The 16,173-nt window shown below is 39.8% G+C and carries 17 protein-coding genes and 1 pseudogene; 1 reads left to right on the forward strand and 17 read right to left on the reverse strand.

Features of this window, described 5'->3' with window-relative positions:
- Nucleotides 1-194: 194 nt before the first annotated feature.
- From NSB28_RS23405 to NSB28_RS23415, 3 genes are all read right to left on the reverse strand, one after another.
- Entirely contained in the window at nt 195-389 is a 195-nt protein-coding gene (locus NSB28_RS23405; RefSeq protein ID WP_109747758.1) for a YwbE family protein, read from the reverse strand.
- Between the two features lie 398 nt (nt 390-787).
- On the reverse strand, nt 788-1,363 hold the full coding sequence (locus NSB28_RS23410; protein ID WP_109747892.1) for a sugar O-acetyltransferase: 576 nt from the start codon (nt 1,361-1,363) through the stop codon (nt 788-790).
- 134 nt (nt 1,364-1,497) lie between these two features.
- Nucleotides 1,498-2,856, reverse strand: coding sequence for an MATE family efflux transporter (locus NSB28_RS23415; protein WP_109747759.1), 1,359 nt, complete (start codon nt 2,854-2,856; stop codon nt 1,498-1,500).
- Nucleotides 2,857-3,116: 260 nt separating this feature from the next.
- On the opposite strand from NSB28_RS23415, the gene NSB28_RS23420 reads away from it, so the two are divergent.
- A complete protein-coding gene (locus tag NSB28_RS23420; RefSeq protein ID WP_109747760.1) occupies nt 3,117-4,073 on the forward strand; it encodes a helix-turn-helix transcriptional regulator in 957 nt (318 codons plus the stop codon).
- Nucleotides 4,074-4,191: 118 nt separating this feature from the next.
- Here NSB28_RS23420 and NSB28_RS23425 read toward each other — a convergent pair whose 3' ends face one another.
- The 14 genes and pseudogenes from NSB28_RS23425 to NSB28_RS23490 form a co-directional block, all read right to left on the reverse strand.
- Nucleotides 4,192-5,190 carry a hypothetical protein gene (locus NSB28_RS23425; RefSeq protein ID WP_109747761.1) on the reverse strand — a complete coding sequence of 333 codons (999 nt, stop codon included), beginning with the start codon at nt 5,188-5,190 and terminating at the stop codon, nt 4,192-4,194.
- Between the two features lie 44 nt (nt 5,191-5,234).
- The gene (locus tag NSB28_RS23430) at nt 5,235-6,260 is read right to left on the reverse strand and encodes a hypothetical protein (protein ID WP_109747762.1); all 1,026 of its coding nucleotides are present in this window, start codon (nt 6,258-6,260) and stop codon (nt 5,235-5,237) included.
- Nucleotides 6,261-6,510: 250 nt separating this feature from the next.
- Complete coding sequence (locus NSB28_RS23435) at nt 6,511-7,818, reverse strand: hypothetical protein (RefSeq protein ID WP_109747764.1); 1,308 nt, start codon at nt 7,816-7,818, stop codon at nt 6,511-6,513.
- Nucleotides 7,819-7,892: 74 nt separating this feature from the next.
- The gene (locus NSB28_RS23440; protein WP_109747765.1) at nt 7,893-8,846 is read right to left on the reverse strand and encodes a helix-turn-helix transcriptional regulator; all 954 of its coding nucleotides are present in this window, start codon (nt 8,844-8,846) and stop codon (nt 7,893-7,895) included.
- A gap of 103 nt (nt 8,847-8,949) precedes the next feature.
- Entirely contained in the window at nt 8,950-9,156 is a 207-nt protein-coding gene (locus NSB28_RS23445; RefSeq protein ID WP_109747766.1) for a hypothetical protein, read from the reverse strand.
- A 217-nt stretch (nt 9,157-9,373) separates the two neighbouring features.
- Nucleotides 9,374-9,733, reverse strand: coding sequence for a HEPN domain-containing protein (locus NSB28_RS23450; RefSeq protein WP_109747767.1), 360 nt, complete (start codon nt 9,731-9,733; stop codon nt 9,374-9,376).
- A 150-nt stretch (nt 9,734-9,883) separates the two neighbouring features.
- Nucleotides 9,884-10,108 (reverse strand): nucleotidyltransferase family protein, encoded by a 225-nt coding sequence (locus tag NSB28_RS23455; protein ID WP_306812255.1) that lies wholly within the window; start codon nt 10,106-10,108, stop codon nt 9,884-9,886.
- Nucleotides 10,109-10,354: 246 nt separating this feature from the next.
- Nucleotides 10,355-10,777, reverse strand: coding sequence for a HEPN domain-containing protein (locus NSB28_RS23460; protein ID WP_109747768.1), 423 nt, complete (start codon nt 10,775-10,777; stop codon nt 10,355-10,357).
- Nucleotides 10,764-11,105, reverse strand: coding sequence for a nucleotidyltransferase family protein (locus NSB28_RS23465; RefSeq protein ID WP_109747769.1), 342 nt, complete (start codon nt 11,103-11,105; stop codon nt 10,764-10,766). The genes NSB28_RS23460 and NSB28_RS23465 overlap by 14 nt, the downstream gene beginning before the upstream one ends.
- Before the next feature lie 664 nt (nt 11,106-11,769).
- A pseudogene (gene kbaY / locus NSB28_RS23470) lies at nt 11,770-11,898 on the reverse strand (tagatose-bisphosphate aldolase subunit KbaY); the annotation flags it as partial.
- 252 nt (nt 11,899-12,150) lie between these two features.
- Nucleotides 12,151-14,088 carry a lysine--tRNA ligase gene (gene lysS / locus NSB28_RS23475; RefSeq protein WP_109747770.1) on the reverse strand — a complete coding sequence of 646 codons (1,938 nt, stop codon included), beginning with the start codon at nt 14,086-14,088 and terminating at the stop codon, nt 12,151-12,153.
- Nucleotides 14,089-14,104: 16 nt separating this feature from the next.
- Nucleotides 14,105-14,587 (reverse strand): transcription elongation factor GreA, encoded by a 483-nt coding sequence (gene greA / locus NSB28_RS23480; RefSeq protein WP_109747771.1) that lies wholly within the window; start codon nt 14,585-14,587, stop codon nt 14,105-14,107.
- A 266-nt stretch (nt 14,588-14,853) separates the two neighbouring features.
- Nucleotides 14,854-15,825 (reverse strand): tRNA dihydrouridine synthase DusB, encoded by a 972-nt coding sequence (gene dusB / locus NSB28_RS23485; RefSeq protein ID WP_109747773.1) that lies wholly within the window; start codon nt 15,823-15,825, stop codon nt 14,854-14,856.
- Nucleotides 15,815-16,150: a DUF6145 family protein gene (locus NSB28_RS23490; RefSeq protein ID WP_109747774.1), complete on the reverse strand. Its 336-nt coding sequence runs from the start codon at nt 16,148-16,150 to the stop codon at nt 15,815-15,817. Before NSB28_RS23490 ends, dusB begins: the two co-directional genes overlap by 11 nt.
- Nucleotides 16,151-16,173: the final 23 nt, after the last annotated feature.

A 16,173-nucleotide genomic window follows, 5' to 3' on the forward strand; every position in this document is an offset into this window, starting at 1 on the left:
ATAAGAATTGTCATATCTTAATTCTTACCAAAAAGGAGTCATTTTTTTCAAAAGACACAAGTTTATTTACACTACCATCCATTAAGTTCTTGTCTTTTTGATTCGTCCCTTTTTTGTTCCTCTTTTTCTTTTTCATCACTAATTCCAGCCTTTCCATACTTCAGGTACATAACCACGGCCGCCTGTTTCCTCAACTATTCACAAATTTCCTGTACTCTGCCAACAATGCCGCCTTCCAGCATCACCTTGATACCTCTTGGATGATTTGCCGAATTTGTTAATATACGCTGAACGGTACCTTCTGTCAGCTTACCTGTTCTCTGATCCTGTTTCTGTACTACCAGAACCCTGGCGCCTATTTTAATGCTGCTTCTTACTGTTCCATCCATGTTTTTCCTTATCTCCTAATCATTTTGATGGTTATTTAATCACTTTTCAGACTTTATTTATATTATATCTGAAATCCATTCCCTTTAACAGCTTTTATTATAAGTATTGTTATCTGCCGTTATGGGTACATACTTCAGTAACTGTTTGATTACCATCTTTTTGCCTTCCATATGTAGTTACTTTTCCACAGGCTGTCGGCATAAGTACCCTGACAGCATTTTGGAAACCAGAATTCATACCAAGAAAGGCGCATCACTGCAAAATGTGGACCATCCATCATTATATATGCTGGAAATAACGAAACAGAATTTGAAATGGAGCTGGCATGGAGCAATCGGCAAAAATCCCTGCCAACTTGGTGACAATGCGTTCCATCTGGCCTTTCCGGTTGACAATTTTAATCCTTCTCCTTTATATCATTTTCAATATTCCGAATTACTTTGGCTGGCACTCCTCCGGCAACGCAGTTATCCGGAATATCCTTAGTGACTACAGCTCCTGCTGCAATCACAACATTATTCCCGATGGAGACACCGGGCAAAATGGTTACATTGCCGCCAACCCACACATCGTTGCCTATGCTGACAGGCTTTGCAATGCCAAGGTGCCTGCGGCGGCCAAGGGGTGAAATCGGATGATTCACCGTAGTTATCAATGTGTTTGGACCGATCATGACATAATCTCCAATACAGACCGGCGCAATATCTAAAATCGTAACATTATAATTCGTGAGAAAATTTTTCCCAACATGGATATTTTTTCCGTTGTCACAGTTGAAAACCGGCAGGATGGTGGCGTTTTCTCCGACGGAACTAAAAAGGCTTTTTATAGCTGCCTCCCTCTCTTCTGTATTTTGCATTGGAATAGCGTTAAGCTTACGGCACCATTCTAAAGCATGGATCTTTAGGCCATCCACCTTCGGATCCCAAAAATCGTATTCTAAACCGGCATTTAATTTTTCAAGTTCTGTCATATTTATTATCTTCCTTTCTGCAGATGAAGAGCCCTGCTTCCGCATGAAACCCGGGAATTCGCCAGAGCCATTTTTATTCATACCCTGACAGACAGTATATCTCCATAAAAATTTCATTTTTAGCTTGCCGGCTGCTATCTTGTAATATTTTTCAACCAGCCATACCTTTTATAATGCAAAATGGCCACGGGAACTTTTACTACTTCATCCAGATTTATAATGAGGAACACAATAACCACCGGTAAATGAAAATAAAAGGCAGCAAGAAAACCAGCGGGAACAGCAAACATCCACATGGTTACAGTATCACAGATCAAACCAAATTTTGAATCACCGCCGGCTGGAAATACACCGGCAATCGTCATCATATTGATGGATTTAGCAATCATATAGCAGGCGCAAAGTATCAGCATCCATTTTAAATAATCCGTAGCCTGTTCGCTCAAAACCGTTACGTTTATAATAACAGGGGACAGCGCAACTAAAAGCAGACCGGACACGATACCGCTGATCACGGCCATCTTCCAAAGTATCCCACCGTATTTTTTTGCCTGTTCTAAGTTTCCTGTACCAAGTTCATTGCCAATAATAATGCCGCCCCCATTTGCAAGCCCTGTACAAAAGCTTACAATGAGATTTTTTACAATATTTGTAATCGAGTTGGCCGCCACTGCGTCATTTCCCAAATGCCCCATGATCACAGAATACATCGTAAAACCCACACCCCAGACAAGATAATCACCCAGCATTGGCAGACTGTATACCCAGTAATCTCTCACCAGCTGCTTATCGGCAGAAAAGCAAAGCTTTACATGGAGTCTGGCATGTTTTTCCCGCAGAGATTCTGCCTGCGCCCAGACCAGTTCAATCAGCTTTGAAACAGAAGTGGCAAGGGCAGCGCCCGCAATCCCCATTTTTGGGAAAAAGAATAACCCGAAGATGAGTGCAATGTTCAAAAATATATTGATTACAACCGCAGTTGATCCAATCACCATGCTTTTCACTGCGTATCCTGTATTTTTCAGCACACAGAGATAAATCTGTGATATACCGGTGAACAAATATGATATTGCCACAATACGGAGATAAACAATGCCTCCTTCAATAAGTTGGGACTCTTTTGTGAAAATTCGCATCAGCATTTCCGGAGCCAATAAAGATGCAAGAAAAAATACTGTGGAAATCAAAACGGATACTTTTGTAACATAAGCAAAAATCTTTTCAATTGAGTCCATATCACCTTTTCCGTAATACTGGGCTGCCAGGATACTTGTCCCCATTGTCAGCCCACCCATAAAAAGATTAAAAACAAATGTAATCTGCCCTGCCAGGGAAACAGCTGAAAGAGAATCCTGATTGACAAAGCCGAGCATCAGTGCATCTGATGCGCTAACTGCCGCTAACATAAATTGCTGAAATGCGATTGGCAGAACAAGCGAGAACAGTTTTCGGTAAAAAGCAGAGTTTCCCCCGCCTAAAATTTGAGATTTCATAATTGCCTCCTATATATAGTAGTATCACGTAACTATTATAAAGAGGGTTATAAAACAAAACAGCGCTAAAACTTAACATTACTACTGGTGTTTTCTAATATAACTTTGTATAATGAAAGTTGGAATTAATAGAGAGGCTGGCAATATGTATTTCCGCAGTATTATGCTCCAGATACCACTATAGTTAACATAATGAGTCAGCGGCAGATGATCAATCATAGTGATTTTAATCGTTTTTTATATGAAAGAAGAGGAATGATATGGGAAAAGAAATTTTTTGTGCTTCCATCGAACAACTTCGGAAACAATTTTTAACATTAGATTGGACCTACCACGATTTTCCTGTGGGAAGCCATTCAGAAAAAATGTTTTGCTGGCCAGGGGAGCCGGAAGAAGAAATTCTGATCTGTGTCCATCAAAGCGGCGGACGTCAGGAGCTTTTTCACCGCCATGACTTTTTTTATTTTAATTTCACCTATCAGGGCGAATATGATTCTATCAGCTATAAGTATGACAACCGTATCACCATCAGGGAAGGAGAACTCTACGCAGGCCAGCCTTTTGCCGGGCATGCGCTCTGTGTCCATGATGATAAGGAAACGACGATCATTGGTGTCCTGATACAGCGTGAAACCTTTTTTAGGACTTTCCTGCCCATGCTGTCCTCTAACACAAAACTGTTTCATTTTCTGCTTGACCCGGCTACAAATGAATTCTCTGATGAGTATATGCATTTCAAAATTGAACATGACTGTAACATACGGACACTGCTTGAGATGATGGTCATAGAGTATGCAAATAAACAGGAAGACACTCAGGCCGTTTTAAAGTCACTTACCCTTTCTTTTCTGCTGCAAATAGCACGGCAATTTGTCCATGCAAACCAGGCTTCATCCGCCGGGAGTTTATCAGAAAAAATTGTACAGTATATGGGCGAACATTTTGATAGTGTGACGCTTAAAGATATAGCGAAACATTTTTCCTATCATCCGAACTATGTGTCTACCCTTCTGCATCGTGAACTGGGCAAATCTTTTTCGGAAATTCTTCTGGAGCAGCGGATGGAACGGGCTGTTATTCTGCTAAAAGGAACAACTTTGCCCATTGAAGAAATTGCGGCATTACTTGGCTATAGCAACAGCAGCAATTTTTACAAAGCATTCCGGGAATACTTTAAATATTCACCTCGTGAGTACATAGCTGCTCAGAATGAATAGATCTGGGGATTTTTTTATCTCATCCAGCCTTTGATACTCCCTATGAAAGAATTAGGCAGAACCCTAAAGATTCTGCCTGGAGATATTGCTTCGCTACTATAGAAAGCGATCAAAAATATTAAACATTTCCTTCAAGCGGCAGAAAGACTGGTGTACTTCTTTCACTCAAATCAAACATTGTAACTCCCAGTTGGTCTTTGTCCCACAACCGAGATGCACAACAAAAAATAATATCTTTATCATAGATGCTGACCGCCTGACTAATAAAAGACAGACCCTTTGAAGACCCCCACACAATACCCCCACTATTTTTTTGAAAAATAACATTATTATGCGCTTTAAAATTCTTTGTTGTCACAATTTCTATAGGTTTTGCCACATATCCTAATGGCTCCGCAAAGGTACCGGAAAAAATCGCATCTCTTTCCACCTCTGTCCCATCAACAGAATATTTATGATAATAACGATTCCATGCTTTGTCATCATCAAAAACAAAATAGCACACCTCATTCCCATCCTTTTCCAAAGCTGTAATACGTTTTTTTTCATTTTCATATATTGTGCTTAGTATACCTGTTTCACTATCCAAACAAATGACAGAATTCATGTTAGCCAAATATATTTTTCCGTTGTTTTCTGTAACCACACTAATGCCTCCGAACATCTTATAATCCCAACTCCAAACATTGCCTGTGTATTCCATTTTATATATTTTGTTCCAATTGTTTAGTATGATACCATCTCCTACAACAAAAAAACGATACGAAACTAAATCCTGTCCGAAAAATTTCCCACTCTCTCCGCTATTCAAATTTTCCCAATATATAACCTTATCTTTAGTAACCTTCCATACTAAAATGCCAAACTTTATCTGTGCCTCACAGTCTTCTGGTAATTCTTTAACAAGAGATACCCTTCTGTTCAGCAAATTAACAGACACTACATGCCCATCCAGAATGAAATATTCTTTCTGCTCTTTTTTTTCTGTTCCCTGAATTGACAGTGCAGCAAATATCTCTTCTTTACTATATCCCAATTCTGCTCCTATGGCTAATGGATTCCTTTTTCCAAAATCTTTATGTCCCCTTATTCTCTGCATAATTTCATTTTCTCTCATAATTGCCTCCCGCATTTATCCTTATATTTTCATATAAATCTAATCTAATTCAGTTCCTCAACTATTTTCTCTGCCTGTTGTATAGACACGTTGACATCCTCACTATTTATCTTGTTCATCTCCGCATCATTATCCGCTTTTATCACAAGGTTCACCTTACACATTTTATAGAGCAGTCCCACTAACAACACGGTATTCTGTGTCGCCAGCTTTTCTTCTGGTGTAAACATATTCCAATCTGTTTTATGCACATCATTGATTGTAAATGATATCCACGCAAAATTTTCCAAGTATAATGCTCTGACTTTTTTTAATGATTGGATATACTTGCTTGCTGTATCTTTTAAACTATTTAAATATAAGCATATTTCATTTATTGTCTTTTCTGCATTTTTCATTTCAGCGTATGTAGTATCTGCTTGGACAGCCAACTTATCAGCCGATTTAGCAAAAATAATTCCCCCAACAAAAAGAGCTGCTCCAACTGCTGTAGCACCCAAAATAGTGCTCCCCAGTGCCATTCCACCTCCGCCAGCCTTTAGTGCACCACCTCCCAGCGCGGCCAATGTTGCATTTGTTGCCGCTGCCCCACTTAAAGAAGAAATTGCTGTCCCCGTGGATGCTGCACCGAATGCCATTACAGCAGAAGTTGCCACACCACTCGCTGCAAAGCCTCCCGCCGTTCCAAGTGCTGCTCCGCTTAATGCTCCCAAAATCACTGTTGCTCCAACAGATGCCTTTTCTAATTCCTCTCTGTCATATTTGGGAAGTTTAATACCATTCTTATTATACTCCTTAAACTTTGGTCTATTTTGTATTTTTTCAATCGTATCTGAAAATGAACTAAAATTTTTTAATATATCCAGTTCCAGATTTCCCAGTTCATCCATCATTCCACTTGTTAATTCATTCGTTGTTTCAAACCTGTTTATATTACTCTGATGTTGTTTTTCTGCACTTTTTAAAGTATTATTGGCCTCCCCCATTTTCGCTCCACCATATGCACCTGCTACAACACCTCCAGCACCTGCAATCGCTGCTCCTATCCCCAAAATTAATGGCAATGGCATATTCATTCCTCCTTCTGCAATTTTCTGCACATTTCTTTATTTAATTTGTAATATTGCTCCCGCCCCATGAAATTTCTGAAATATAATTCATAGCAAAGGTCTACTCTGCATAATACAGGTCTGTCTTTATAAATAGAGCATATATTATCCTGTAAATATTTGCAAACTCCATCTCCTCGATCCAACTTACGGTACAATGAAGATTTGCTTAAATTCCGGCAACAGCAACCGCATTTTTCACATTTAAACATTATTCAAATTCCAAAGTTCCGTTTTTATCTGACATATGTTCATCAAAATCTCCTTGCCATGCTTTTTCAATCTTTAGACTCTCATATGTATGAAATAGTTTCTTATTTAATTCTTCTGCATTTTCCGCAGATTCAAAAATTTTTATTACGATATTATACTGCTCCGTTTCTTTCTTAAATGATTCTGCATCAATTCTCTTTAATTCATACAAATATTCCTGCAGCGCCTCATTGATTCTTTTATATGCTTCAATTTCTCTCTGAAGGTCAATTCCAAGTCCTACTCTAATACAAACCTCTTTTAAAACAAGCATAACCAAACGAAGCCATGCAACCAGATTTAATCTCATAAAAAGCAATAACATATTTCCCCCGGAACGTATGCCTGCATCAATACCATCAATGACACATAATGTTCCATTCCCTAAAAAAAGCATTATCCGAAAATCTGCATACTGGCTGGACGGAATACATTCTCTCAGCGGCATATGATATTGAAAACGCCTTCTAATTGCCCATATTAATCGAATAGCAAGTTCTGTTATAACAACTGGAATTGCCTGTGCTAAACCAAAACGAAAATCCATTCCATTTTGAAAAGCTCTTGTAGCGATTGTTGCTAAATCCTGCCTATCCTTCCCAACATCGAATTTTCCAAATGTGCAAAAGCCAAACAATTCATAAAATGGCATTACTATCCCGGTTCCTCTGCCCTTAGCTCCAGATGATCCCGCCACATCAGACATCAAATGCCCAAACCAATTTGCAATACCACAAAAAATTTTTGCAATAAAGTTCCCTCCTTGCAATCCAGATCCATCTGTGGCAATATAAATTAGTTCTCCCTGGGATATAAACGCAGATGTATTCGTAAACTGGTTTAAAATCGAAAAAAATAAGCCTACAGGATCGGGAGAGTGAGCTATTGATTTCATATGATGATTTTTCGTAGTCATACCTGACAATTTATCTTTATTTAATCCCCCTATATCACTTACCGATCTCTGATCATAATTCACTTTATAGTTTCTTTCCAAATAACCTATCGCACTAGAAATGTTATTTTCTTTTCCTTCTCCTGGTTTCCAGCCTACTTTTCTCGCAAATGCTAACACTGTCTTATCGATTTGAGCATCTGTCCAGCCTCCCAACACACTCTCACCTGGCGCACCTACTAAAAAAATATCTACTAAGCCTCCAACAGCACCACAGGCTACTGCTGCTAAATAGTCATATTTATCACATTTATCCTTCGTTTGCAATAATTCCCTATTCTCTGTAGATTCCTTAATAATCTTTTCGTACATATTTGTATTCCTCTCGCTCATAGTACAAACTGTATTTGTATTTTTTGCAATTTGTAATTATAAACGTTTTCTACTCAATTTATAATCTCAATCATTTCTCCCTGACTTCTTAGCCACATATCAACCCCTTTACCAAATACTTCTGCTGATAAGGTATAGACACCATTTTCTTCAGAAAGTATTTGCGCAGTCGGCAAGCGATCCATTACAGCATCAATGTCTGCGCCAAAATACTTAAACCTGACTTTATGCAGACTGCCTCCATACATAAACTGAACCCGTTTTCGAAACTCTCCTTCCTCAAATCTGCTACTGTATGGAATGTAGAATTTTTCATTCAAGACTGTCATACTTCTTATACGGTCAATCCGGTAGATAGTTGGACTAGAATCATTAAGTATATCAAAGTTTATCCGAACATCCTCATCGTCGATAAATGCTGTAAGGTAAAAATAGTATTCCGAAAACATGATAGCCACAGGCTTCAATTTTCTTTTTACAATGGTTCTATCTTTCATACGGGTATACTCAATCTCAATATATTTACATCCCCGGATTGCCAACCCAATATCCCAGATTGTATCAATAAACTTAGTTTTATGCCGTGGCTCTATATAGTGAAATGCCTCATTACTGATAAGATCAGCTACCAACTTCTGATTTTCTTTAGGAACACAACAGGATATCAGCTTATTCAATATTTCCATCATTTCCTGTTTTGTAAACGCCCGGCTATCCAGCAGGATTTTGCACAATGCCAAAATCTCTCCATTTGAAAACTTCATTTTGTATACCTGCTCCAATCGATACCCTTTACTAATACGGTCATATATAACGGAATTAATGCACCCTTCTCTTTCACCATCTATTCCAAGATAATTACGGATATCATCAATATCTCTCTGAATGCTGCGTTCATTTACACCATAGTTAACGGATTCTTCTGCTTTGCTAACAAGGTATCCATTCATAAGTTTTGTATATATACCAAGTACTCGTTCAATTTTGTTGTTTTTAAAATCTTCCATAGTCACCTCCATCTATGGTTTTATTATACATCTTCACTATGACAGATTGTGTCTTTTTTATTTATTATATGACTTTTTTCTCCAATTTCTATGCACGCCTACATCACGTTCTAAATTTTATGTTAAAATTATCTATCCCCACATTTTTAGATAAAAAAAGCCTGTGGAACATATTCGTTCCATAAGCTTTTCTTATATTTCTATTCAGTTTTGCTCCAGCCAGAATCTTAGCGGATTTCATATCGCTCTTTGCAGTCTCAATTCGATACAAGGCCAAATCTTTTTTTGTTCCAATGTCATTATGCTGCATTAAACAATTTTACTCCTTCTTTCTCCATATTTGAATAAAATGGATATGCGCTTACCCGCTTTTTAAAATGCTCCTCACTTTTTGCTATGTGCTTAATGCCAATATCTGAATCCCTCGTATAATCACCTCTGGCATAAAATTTCTCCCATCATAATAAAAGGTGCAGTTAAGAGGCCATCTATCATTACTTCACCAAAATAATCAAATTCTTCTGCTGTTACTTTTGGGGTTCTTCCTGCAGGTACTCCTCTATGACCGTCAGAAACTCGCGTGCTCTTTCGTACTGCTCCTTTGCATCTTGCAAAGACACGATGAAAAAATCAGCATAATCTGTATTGTTCCTGATCTGGAACGCCTGACTAATATATTTAGAAAACTTCTTGTCAAACTTTCCAGTCTTAGTATATTCTTTCTGAAAATATGCAATAACACCTGCATGTTTGGAAAAATCTTGACCCTCTATAGCCAGCAGTGCAAGCACAGCAGTAAACATTGCATAATAGGAGCGCCCGATAGAATCTTTGTAACTCCCAGCCCCTAAAAGTATCTTGGAGGAATGAAGCCTTTCTTTCGCCATGTCCAGACGATACTACATTAATTCTTTTCTATTGTCAGGCAACAATATCAACCCCTTCGTTTAGGATATTTCTATAGTAGGGCAAATCATTCTTATATTTTTCAAATTCATGAAAAGGAATGACTGTTGGAGAAACAATCGTTCCATACTCTAACTCAAGGTCAGCTGATACATCCCAGATTTTTTAAGCTTCTCCTGCAGATCAGCTCGGTCTCCCCGTACAATTCCCACAATATCAATATCTGAGTCCACCTGGTTATCTCCTCTTGCATAGGAGCCATAAAGCACAATCTTTACAATTTTATCTCCATAGATTGCACGATAAGTTTCAGCCATCTGGTGCAGAATGCTATTCAAGTCACTTCTTGTACACATTTCGTTCCCCCCCTCTTCATAATTTCTTTTCAGACTTTATTAATATAATACCTGAAACACATCCCATTTAACAGCTTTTTTAATCCTGTTTTGATTCAGGACTTTTAAAGCATGATTGCTCTTCTAATATTCTCTTTACGAATATCAATTATCCTTAAAAATCCTTAAAATAACACCTCATTGGTCAGATCATGCTTCTGTACTACCAGAACCCTGACGCCTATTTTAATGCTGCTTCTTACTTTTCTATCCACGTTTTTCTAATCTTTTCCACACATATCTCTCTACTTGTATAATCAGTTCTTCCGCCGTTCCTATTTGCTCCTCTGTTTCTTCCTTCGTTGCAATGTAGAAGTCATCATAATCGCTAGCATGACGTATTTCCTCTGCCTCAGCAATCCTTCTTCCCAGACTTCTGGAGAAAACTTCCGTTTTAACATAATTTTTATTGAAGTTTGCCAATGCATCCTTATGTCTCTTATATGCATTCCCATCCAATGCATGTATTGCTGAAATTGCATGATAGATTCCATAATAGGCTCTATTATTCGCTCCTCTGAACTCGCCAGCTTCCAGAAGAATTTTAGCGGATTTCATATCGCTCTTTGCAGTCTCAATTCGATACAATGCCAAATCCTTTTTTGTTCCAATGTCATTATGCTGCATCAAACAATCTCACTCCTTCTTTCTCCACATTTGAATAAAATGGATAAGCACTTACCCACTTCTTAAAATGCTCCTCACTTTTTGCTATGGGCTTAATGTCAATATCATTATCCATATTAAAATCATAAGTCAATTCAGACAGTTCATGCCGAAATCTTTTAATTTCAATGTCCGTCAAATCCAATAAAATCATAATGTCAATATCTGAATCCCTCGTATAATCCCCTCTGGCATAGGAGCCATATAGAATAACAGATTTTAAATGCGTTCCATATATTTTTATTAATGCTTCAATATATTGGTTAAGTAAGGACTGAATTGTAACTGGCATAAAATTTCTCCCATCATAGTAATTTGTAGTATTCAGACAATCTAAACACCTTCTCTCTGCACTTCCGGCAGAACTTAAATACTGGTATATACTGCTGAACTTCTTGTACGCATTTCGTTTTCCCTCTTCATACTTTTATCAGACTTGTTAATATTATACCTATGATACACCCCATTTAACAGGATTACTTAAAATTCTTTATGCGATTATCAATTCTAAGTTATCCTCTAATATCCTTTAACTAACATCTCAATGGACAGATTAGGCTTCTATAAAGCATCTCTCTGTTTATTATTAGCCTTAACTAAAATGTTGCTCCTACCAACTTTATATTTATACTACCATAAACCTTTCATATCTTCAATCATTACTCTGGAATCAAAATCATATAACATCCTGCTTAATCCAATCATACTATAGGGGATTATATTTCCGTATGCACTTGTGCGATACAAGGCCCGAAGCTGCGTTTTGAAAATATCTTCTCTTGTCAGTTCCTACTTCCTTGACAGCCTTATCATACAAAAGATTTAATTGCTATTCCCTTAGTCAGCGCTGAAAAAAACGTTCCATACTTTCCTCCCTCATACTACAGGTCAGATTCAAAAAAATCTTTTATTGTAGTATAGTCATTTTATTCTGCCGCGCCTTCTATCCTGACATTTACCGCTTCATCCGGTACTCCTGATGTTCCATGAAGTACCAATGGAACAGATAATTCCTTTGTCTGCTTTGGGTCTGTATAAGGATTTCCGTCACCGCCGTCCAAATCATCTTCCTTTCCCCCTACTTTGAAAATAGGCACTACACAGGCTTACAAAATTGTACATTCCAAACAGCTAAAGGGTTATAAAGAGGGAAAGGATTGGGAAATTCATATTCCAGAAAAACCAAAAAGTCCTCAGAAGCATCTGCACTCCTGAGGACTCAAATCATACACTATTCCTTTAATTCTCTACAAATTTTTATTTATCTGCTTTTTACTGGTACAAAATTGGTACAATGGTACATTTTTTACCGCTCAAACACTCATTTTCAAAGCCGCTTAATACAGCTTCGCACCTGCCGGAATCCTGTCATCTACCATCAATAAATTCAGCCCTTCTCTGCCATCTACCTCATGAACTGCTGATATCAGCATTCCGCAGGAATCAATTCCCATCATGGGTCTTGGCGGCAGGTTTGTGATTGCGATACAGGTCTTGCCAACCAGCTCTTCCGGCTCGTAATACTCATGAATACCGCTTAAAATCACGCGTTCCGCGTCTGTCCCGTCATCAAGAACGAACTTCAAAAGCTTCTTGCTCTTAGGTACCGCTTCGCAGGCTTTTACTTTGACAGCCCTGAAATCAGACTTACTGAAGGTTTCAAAATCTACCATCTCTTCAAATAACGGCTCGATTTTTACGTTAGAAAAATCAATCTTCTCCGGCGCTTTTTCAGCCTCCGCAGCTACTGATTTTTCCGGTGCGGCAGCTTTTTTAGAAGCATCCGTTCCTCCAATGCTCTTCATTGTCGGAAAGAGGAGCACATCGCGGATCGCCGGTGAATCTGTAAGCAGCATCACCATCCTGTCGATGCCGAATCCGATGCCGCCTGTAGGGGGCATACCGATCATCAGGGCATTTAAGAAGTCTTCATCTATAGAGTTAGCTTCCTCGTCTCCGGCTGCTTTTAAGGCTTCCTGTGCCTCGAAACGTTCCCTCTGGTCAAGAGGGTCATTCAGCTCGGAATAGGCATTTGCCATCTCCCGGCCTGTAATGAACAGTTCGAAACGCTCAGTGTAATCAGGATTTTCCGGTTTCTTCTTTGTCAGCGGTGAGATCTCTACCGGATGATCCATAACGAAAGTCGGCTGTACAAGGTGTTCCTCAACAAACTCTTCAAAGAGCATGCTCAGGATATCTCCCTTCTTATGCCTTGCTTCATATTCTATATGATGCTTGTCAGCGAGGGCTTTTGCCTCCTCATCTGTCTTTATCTCATTGAAGTCGATGCCTGCATACTTCTTTACAGCATCCACCATCGTGATTCTCTCAAATGGCTTAGACAGATCTATTGTCACGTCTCCGTAAGTAATTACAGCAGTCCCGCAGACCTTTTCAGCTACGGTGCGGTACAGATTCTCTGTCAGGTCCATCATGCCGTGATAATCTGTAAATGCCTGGTAGAGCTCCATCAGGGTGAACTCAGGGTTGTGCCTTGTGTCAGTGCCCTCATTTCTGAATACACGTCCAATCTCATAGACACGCTCCATACCGCCTACTATGAGCCTCTTCAGATAAAGCTCAAGTGAAATCCTCAGATTAACGTCCTCATCCAATGCATTAAAATGAGTTGTGAACGGCCTTGCAGCAGCGCCGCCTGCATTTGCTACCAGCATTGGAGTCTCTACTTCCATAAAGCCCTGTCCGTCCAGGAAATTACGGATTTCCCTGATGATCTGGGAACGCTTTATAAACGTATCCTTAACCTCAGGATTCATGATAAGATCCACATATCTCTGACGGTAGCGAAGGTCTGTATTCGTCAGGCCATGGAATTTCTCCGGCAGAGTCTGAAGGCTTTTGGAGAGGAGTGTGACTGCTGATGCATGGATGGAAATCTCGCCTGTCTTTGTTTTAAAGACTTCGCCCGTGATTCCCACAATATCACCAATATCCATTTTTTTGAATGCTTTATACACTTCTTCACCGACAGAATCCCTTGCCACATATGACTGGATGCTGCCTTTAAGATCCTGCACATTGCAGAAAGAAGCCTTGCCCATAACCCTTTTGAACATCATACGTCCTGCTATGGTTACGGTCCTGCCTTCCATCTCTTCGAAATTCTCTTTGATACAGGCACTGTGGTCCGTTACATCAAATTTTGTGATCTGAAATGGATCCTGTCCATTCGCCTGAAGCTCAGAAAGCTTCTCCCGGCGGATTTTGAGAATCTGATTCAAATCCTGTTCCTGTACATTCTTTTGTTCTGCCACCGTCTTCACTCCTTATTTATATCGATCTCTGAATTGCTAAAACTTTATATCTGATTTCTCCTGCCTGGGTCTCAACTGTCACTTCATCCCCGGCTTTTGCTCCTATCAGCGCTTTCCCTACAGGTGATTCATTTGAAATCTTGCCCTGAAGGCTGTTAGCCTCTGAAGAGCCCACAATGCGGTATTCCAGTTCTTCGTCATATTCCGCATCCAGCAGCTTTACAGTACATCCCACGCTGATTTTGTCCAGATCTACTTCATCCTCAACAACTACTTCAGCGTTTTTCAATATTTTTTCAATCTCTTCTATCCTTGCTTCAATATCCCTCTGCTCATCTTTAGCAGCGTCATATTCTGCATTTTCAGATAAATCGCCCTGTTCCCTTGCTTCTTTAATCTTCTGAGCAACTTCTTTCCTCTGCACTACCTTTAAATCATGAAGTTCATCCTCTAATGCTTTCAAGCCTGCATATGTGAGCAGATTTTTCTTTTCTTCCATTTCTTATTCTACACCCTTTCAAGTCTGTTTTTTGGAACGCGGGACGTTCCTTCCACCAATAATCACAGTATTATATCCTATTGGCCCGCGATTGTCAACCATAATATATGAAATCTTGCTCCTGTATATACCTGGAAAAATTACTGTTCACTCCGTGACCAGCAACACGCTCCGTGATGCACACAAAATGCTGCATACAGCATTTTGGCGCTGCAAAACTCGGGATTTTCGCACTGCAATCCCCAGGATTCTCTTGCCTTCCTGTTTCACTGCTTCCCTTCAAAATTTCCCTCAAGGAGCTTTTTCAGGTCATCCATTGTCTCAATCTCATTGACCCGCTGGCGGAGCCTGGCTGAATGGGGATATCCGGCAGTATACCATGCTACATGCTTTCTCATCTCTCTCATTCCCGTATACTCTCCCTTGCACTCCAGCAGTCTGGCAGCATGGCGCAGTATCATCTCTTTTACTTCTTCTATGTCAGGCCCCGGCAGCTCATTCCCTGTCTCCAGGTAATAATTGATCTCGCGGAATATCCAGGGATTTCCTCTGGCAGCCCTGCCGATCATGAGGGCGTCACACCCTGTTTCCTTAAGCATTGCTGCTGCGCTGGGTCCATCTGTCACATCTCCGTTACCAATCACAGGGATCTTTACAGCTTCTTTTACCTGCCTGATAATATCCCAGTCAGCTCTCCCTGAATAATACTGCTCTCTCGTCCTGCCGTGGACCGCCACTGCCGCGGCTCCGCAGCCCTCAGCTATACGGGCTATCTCCACCGCATTTACGCTCTTGTCATTGAAACCCTTCCTTATTTTAATTGTCACAGGCTTTTTTACTGCCTTCACTACGCTTGTGATCAGTTCTTCTGTTAAACGGGGATTTTTCATCAGCGCTGAACCTTCTCCATTATTAACCACCTTAGGTACAGGGCAGCCCATATTGATATCCAGGATATCAAAGGGTCTCTCCTCTATCCGGCGGGCCACTTCCCCCATAAGCTCCGGCTCTGACCCAAACAGCTGCAGAGAGACGGGATTTTCTCCTTTCTCGATTTCCATAAGATCCTCTGTATTCTTATTATGGAAGGAAATGGCTTTTGCACTAACCATTTCCATGCATACGAGACCTGCTCCCATTTCCTTACAGAGCAAACGAAATGGCAGGTCGGTTACTCCTGCCATGGGCGCTAATACTAACTGGTTTTGTATAACAGTATTTCCTATCTTAATCTTCATATTCCTCTCCCAGGAAAAATACTTTATAATACATTTCAATAGCTTCCAAAAGCTCTCTTTTTGTATTCTGAAGTTCTTTTATCTTGAGGACACTCCCAATCTCATCATAAGAGAAATCTCCCTCTGACGCCTCTGTACGGAACTGCAGGTTGCCATCCTCATCAAATTCCAGCACAAGTATCCCGCCAACATCCTGAGTATACAGGACACACATGATTTTCAGCTCGTCTTTTACACTGTCAGGCAGCGCATTAAAATTCTCGTCCAGGTAAAATTTTTCTTCATATGCGCTTGCCGCACATAAAACCACATTATCTGAGTACATGCTTCCTAACTCCTTTTTTCTGA

This window comes from Murimonas intestini (assembly GCF_024622195.1).
Lineage (GTDB): Bacteria > Bacillota > Clostridia > Lachnospirales > Lachnospiraceae > Murimonas > Murimonas intestini.

Bases quoted from the DNA above. Each gene is read 5' to 3' on its own strand.
- NSB28_RS23405 (WP_109747758.1), bottom strand. From the start codon at position 389: ATGGATGGAACAGTAAGAAGCAGCATTAAAATAGGCGCCAGGGTTCTG.
- NSB28_RS23410 (WP_109747892.1), bottom strand. From the start codon at position 1,363: ATGACAGAACTTGAAAAATTAAATGCCGGTTTAGAATACGATTTTTGG.
- NSB28_RS23415 (WP_109747759.1), bottom strand. From the start codon at position 2,856: ATGAAATCTCAAATTTTAGGCGGGGGAAACTCTGCTTTTTACCGAAAA.
- NSB28_RS23420 (WP_109747760.1), top strand. From the start codon at position 3,117: ATGGGAAAAGAAATTTTTTGTGCTTCCATCGAACAACTTCGGAAACAA.
- NSB28_RS23425 (WP_109747761.1), bottom strand. From the start codon at position 5,190: ATGAGAGAAAATGAAATTATGCAGAGAATAAGGGGACATAAAGATTTT.
- NSB28_RS23430 (WP_109747762.1), bottom strand. From the start codon at position 6,260: ATGCCATTGCCATTAATTTTGGGGATAGGAGCAGCGATTGCAGGTGCT.
- NSB28_RS23435 (WP_109747764.1), bottom strand. From the start codon at position 7,818: ATGTACGAAAAGATTATTAAGGAATCTACAGAGAATAGGGAATTATTG.
- NSB28_RS23440 (WP_109747765.1), bottom strand. From the start codon at position 8,846: ATGGAAGATTTTAAAAACAACAAAATTGAACGAGTACTTGGTATATAT.
- NSB28_RS23445 (WP_109747766.1), bottom strand. From the start codon at position 9,156: ATGCAGCATAATGACATTGGAACAAAAAAAGATTTGGCCTTGTATCGA.
- NSB28_RS23450 (WP_109747767.1), bottom strand. From the start codon at position 9,733: ATGGCGAAAGAAAGGCTTCATTCCTCCAAGATACTTTTAGGGGCTGGG.
- NSB28_RS23455 (WP_306812255.1), bottom strand. From the start codon at position 10,108: ATGTGTACAAGAAGTGACTTGAATAGCATTCTGCACCAGATGGCTGAA.
- NSB28_RS23465 (WP_109747769.1), bottom strand. From the start codon at position 11,105: ATGCCAGTTACAATTCAGTCCTTACTTAACCAATATATTGAAGCATTA.
- greA (WP_109747771.1), bottom strand. From the start codon at position 14,587: ATGGAAGAAAAGAAAAATCTGCTCACATATGCAGGCTTGAAAGCATTA.
- dusB (WP_109747773.1), bottom strand. From the start codon at position 15,825: ATGAAGATTAAGATAGGAAATACTGTTATACAAAACCAGTTAGTATTA.
- NSB28_RS23490 (WP_109747774.1), bottom strand. From the start codon at position 16,150: ATGTACTCAGATAATGTGGTTTTATGTGCGGCAAGCGCATATGAAGAA.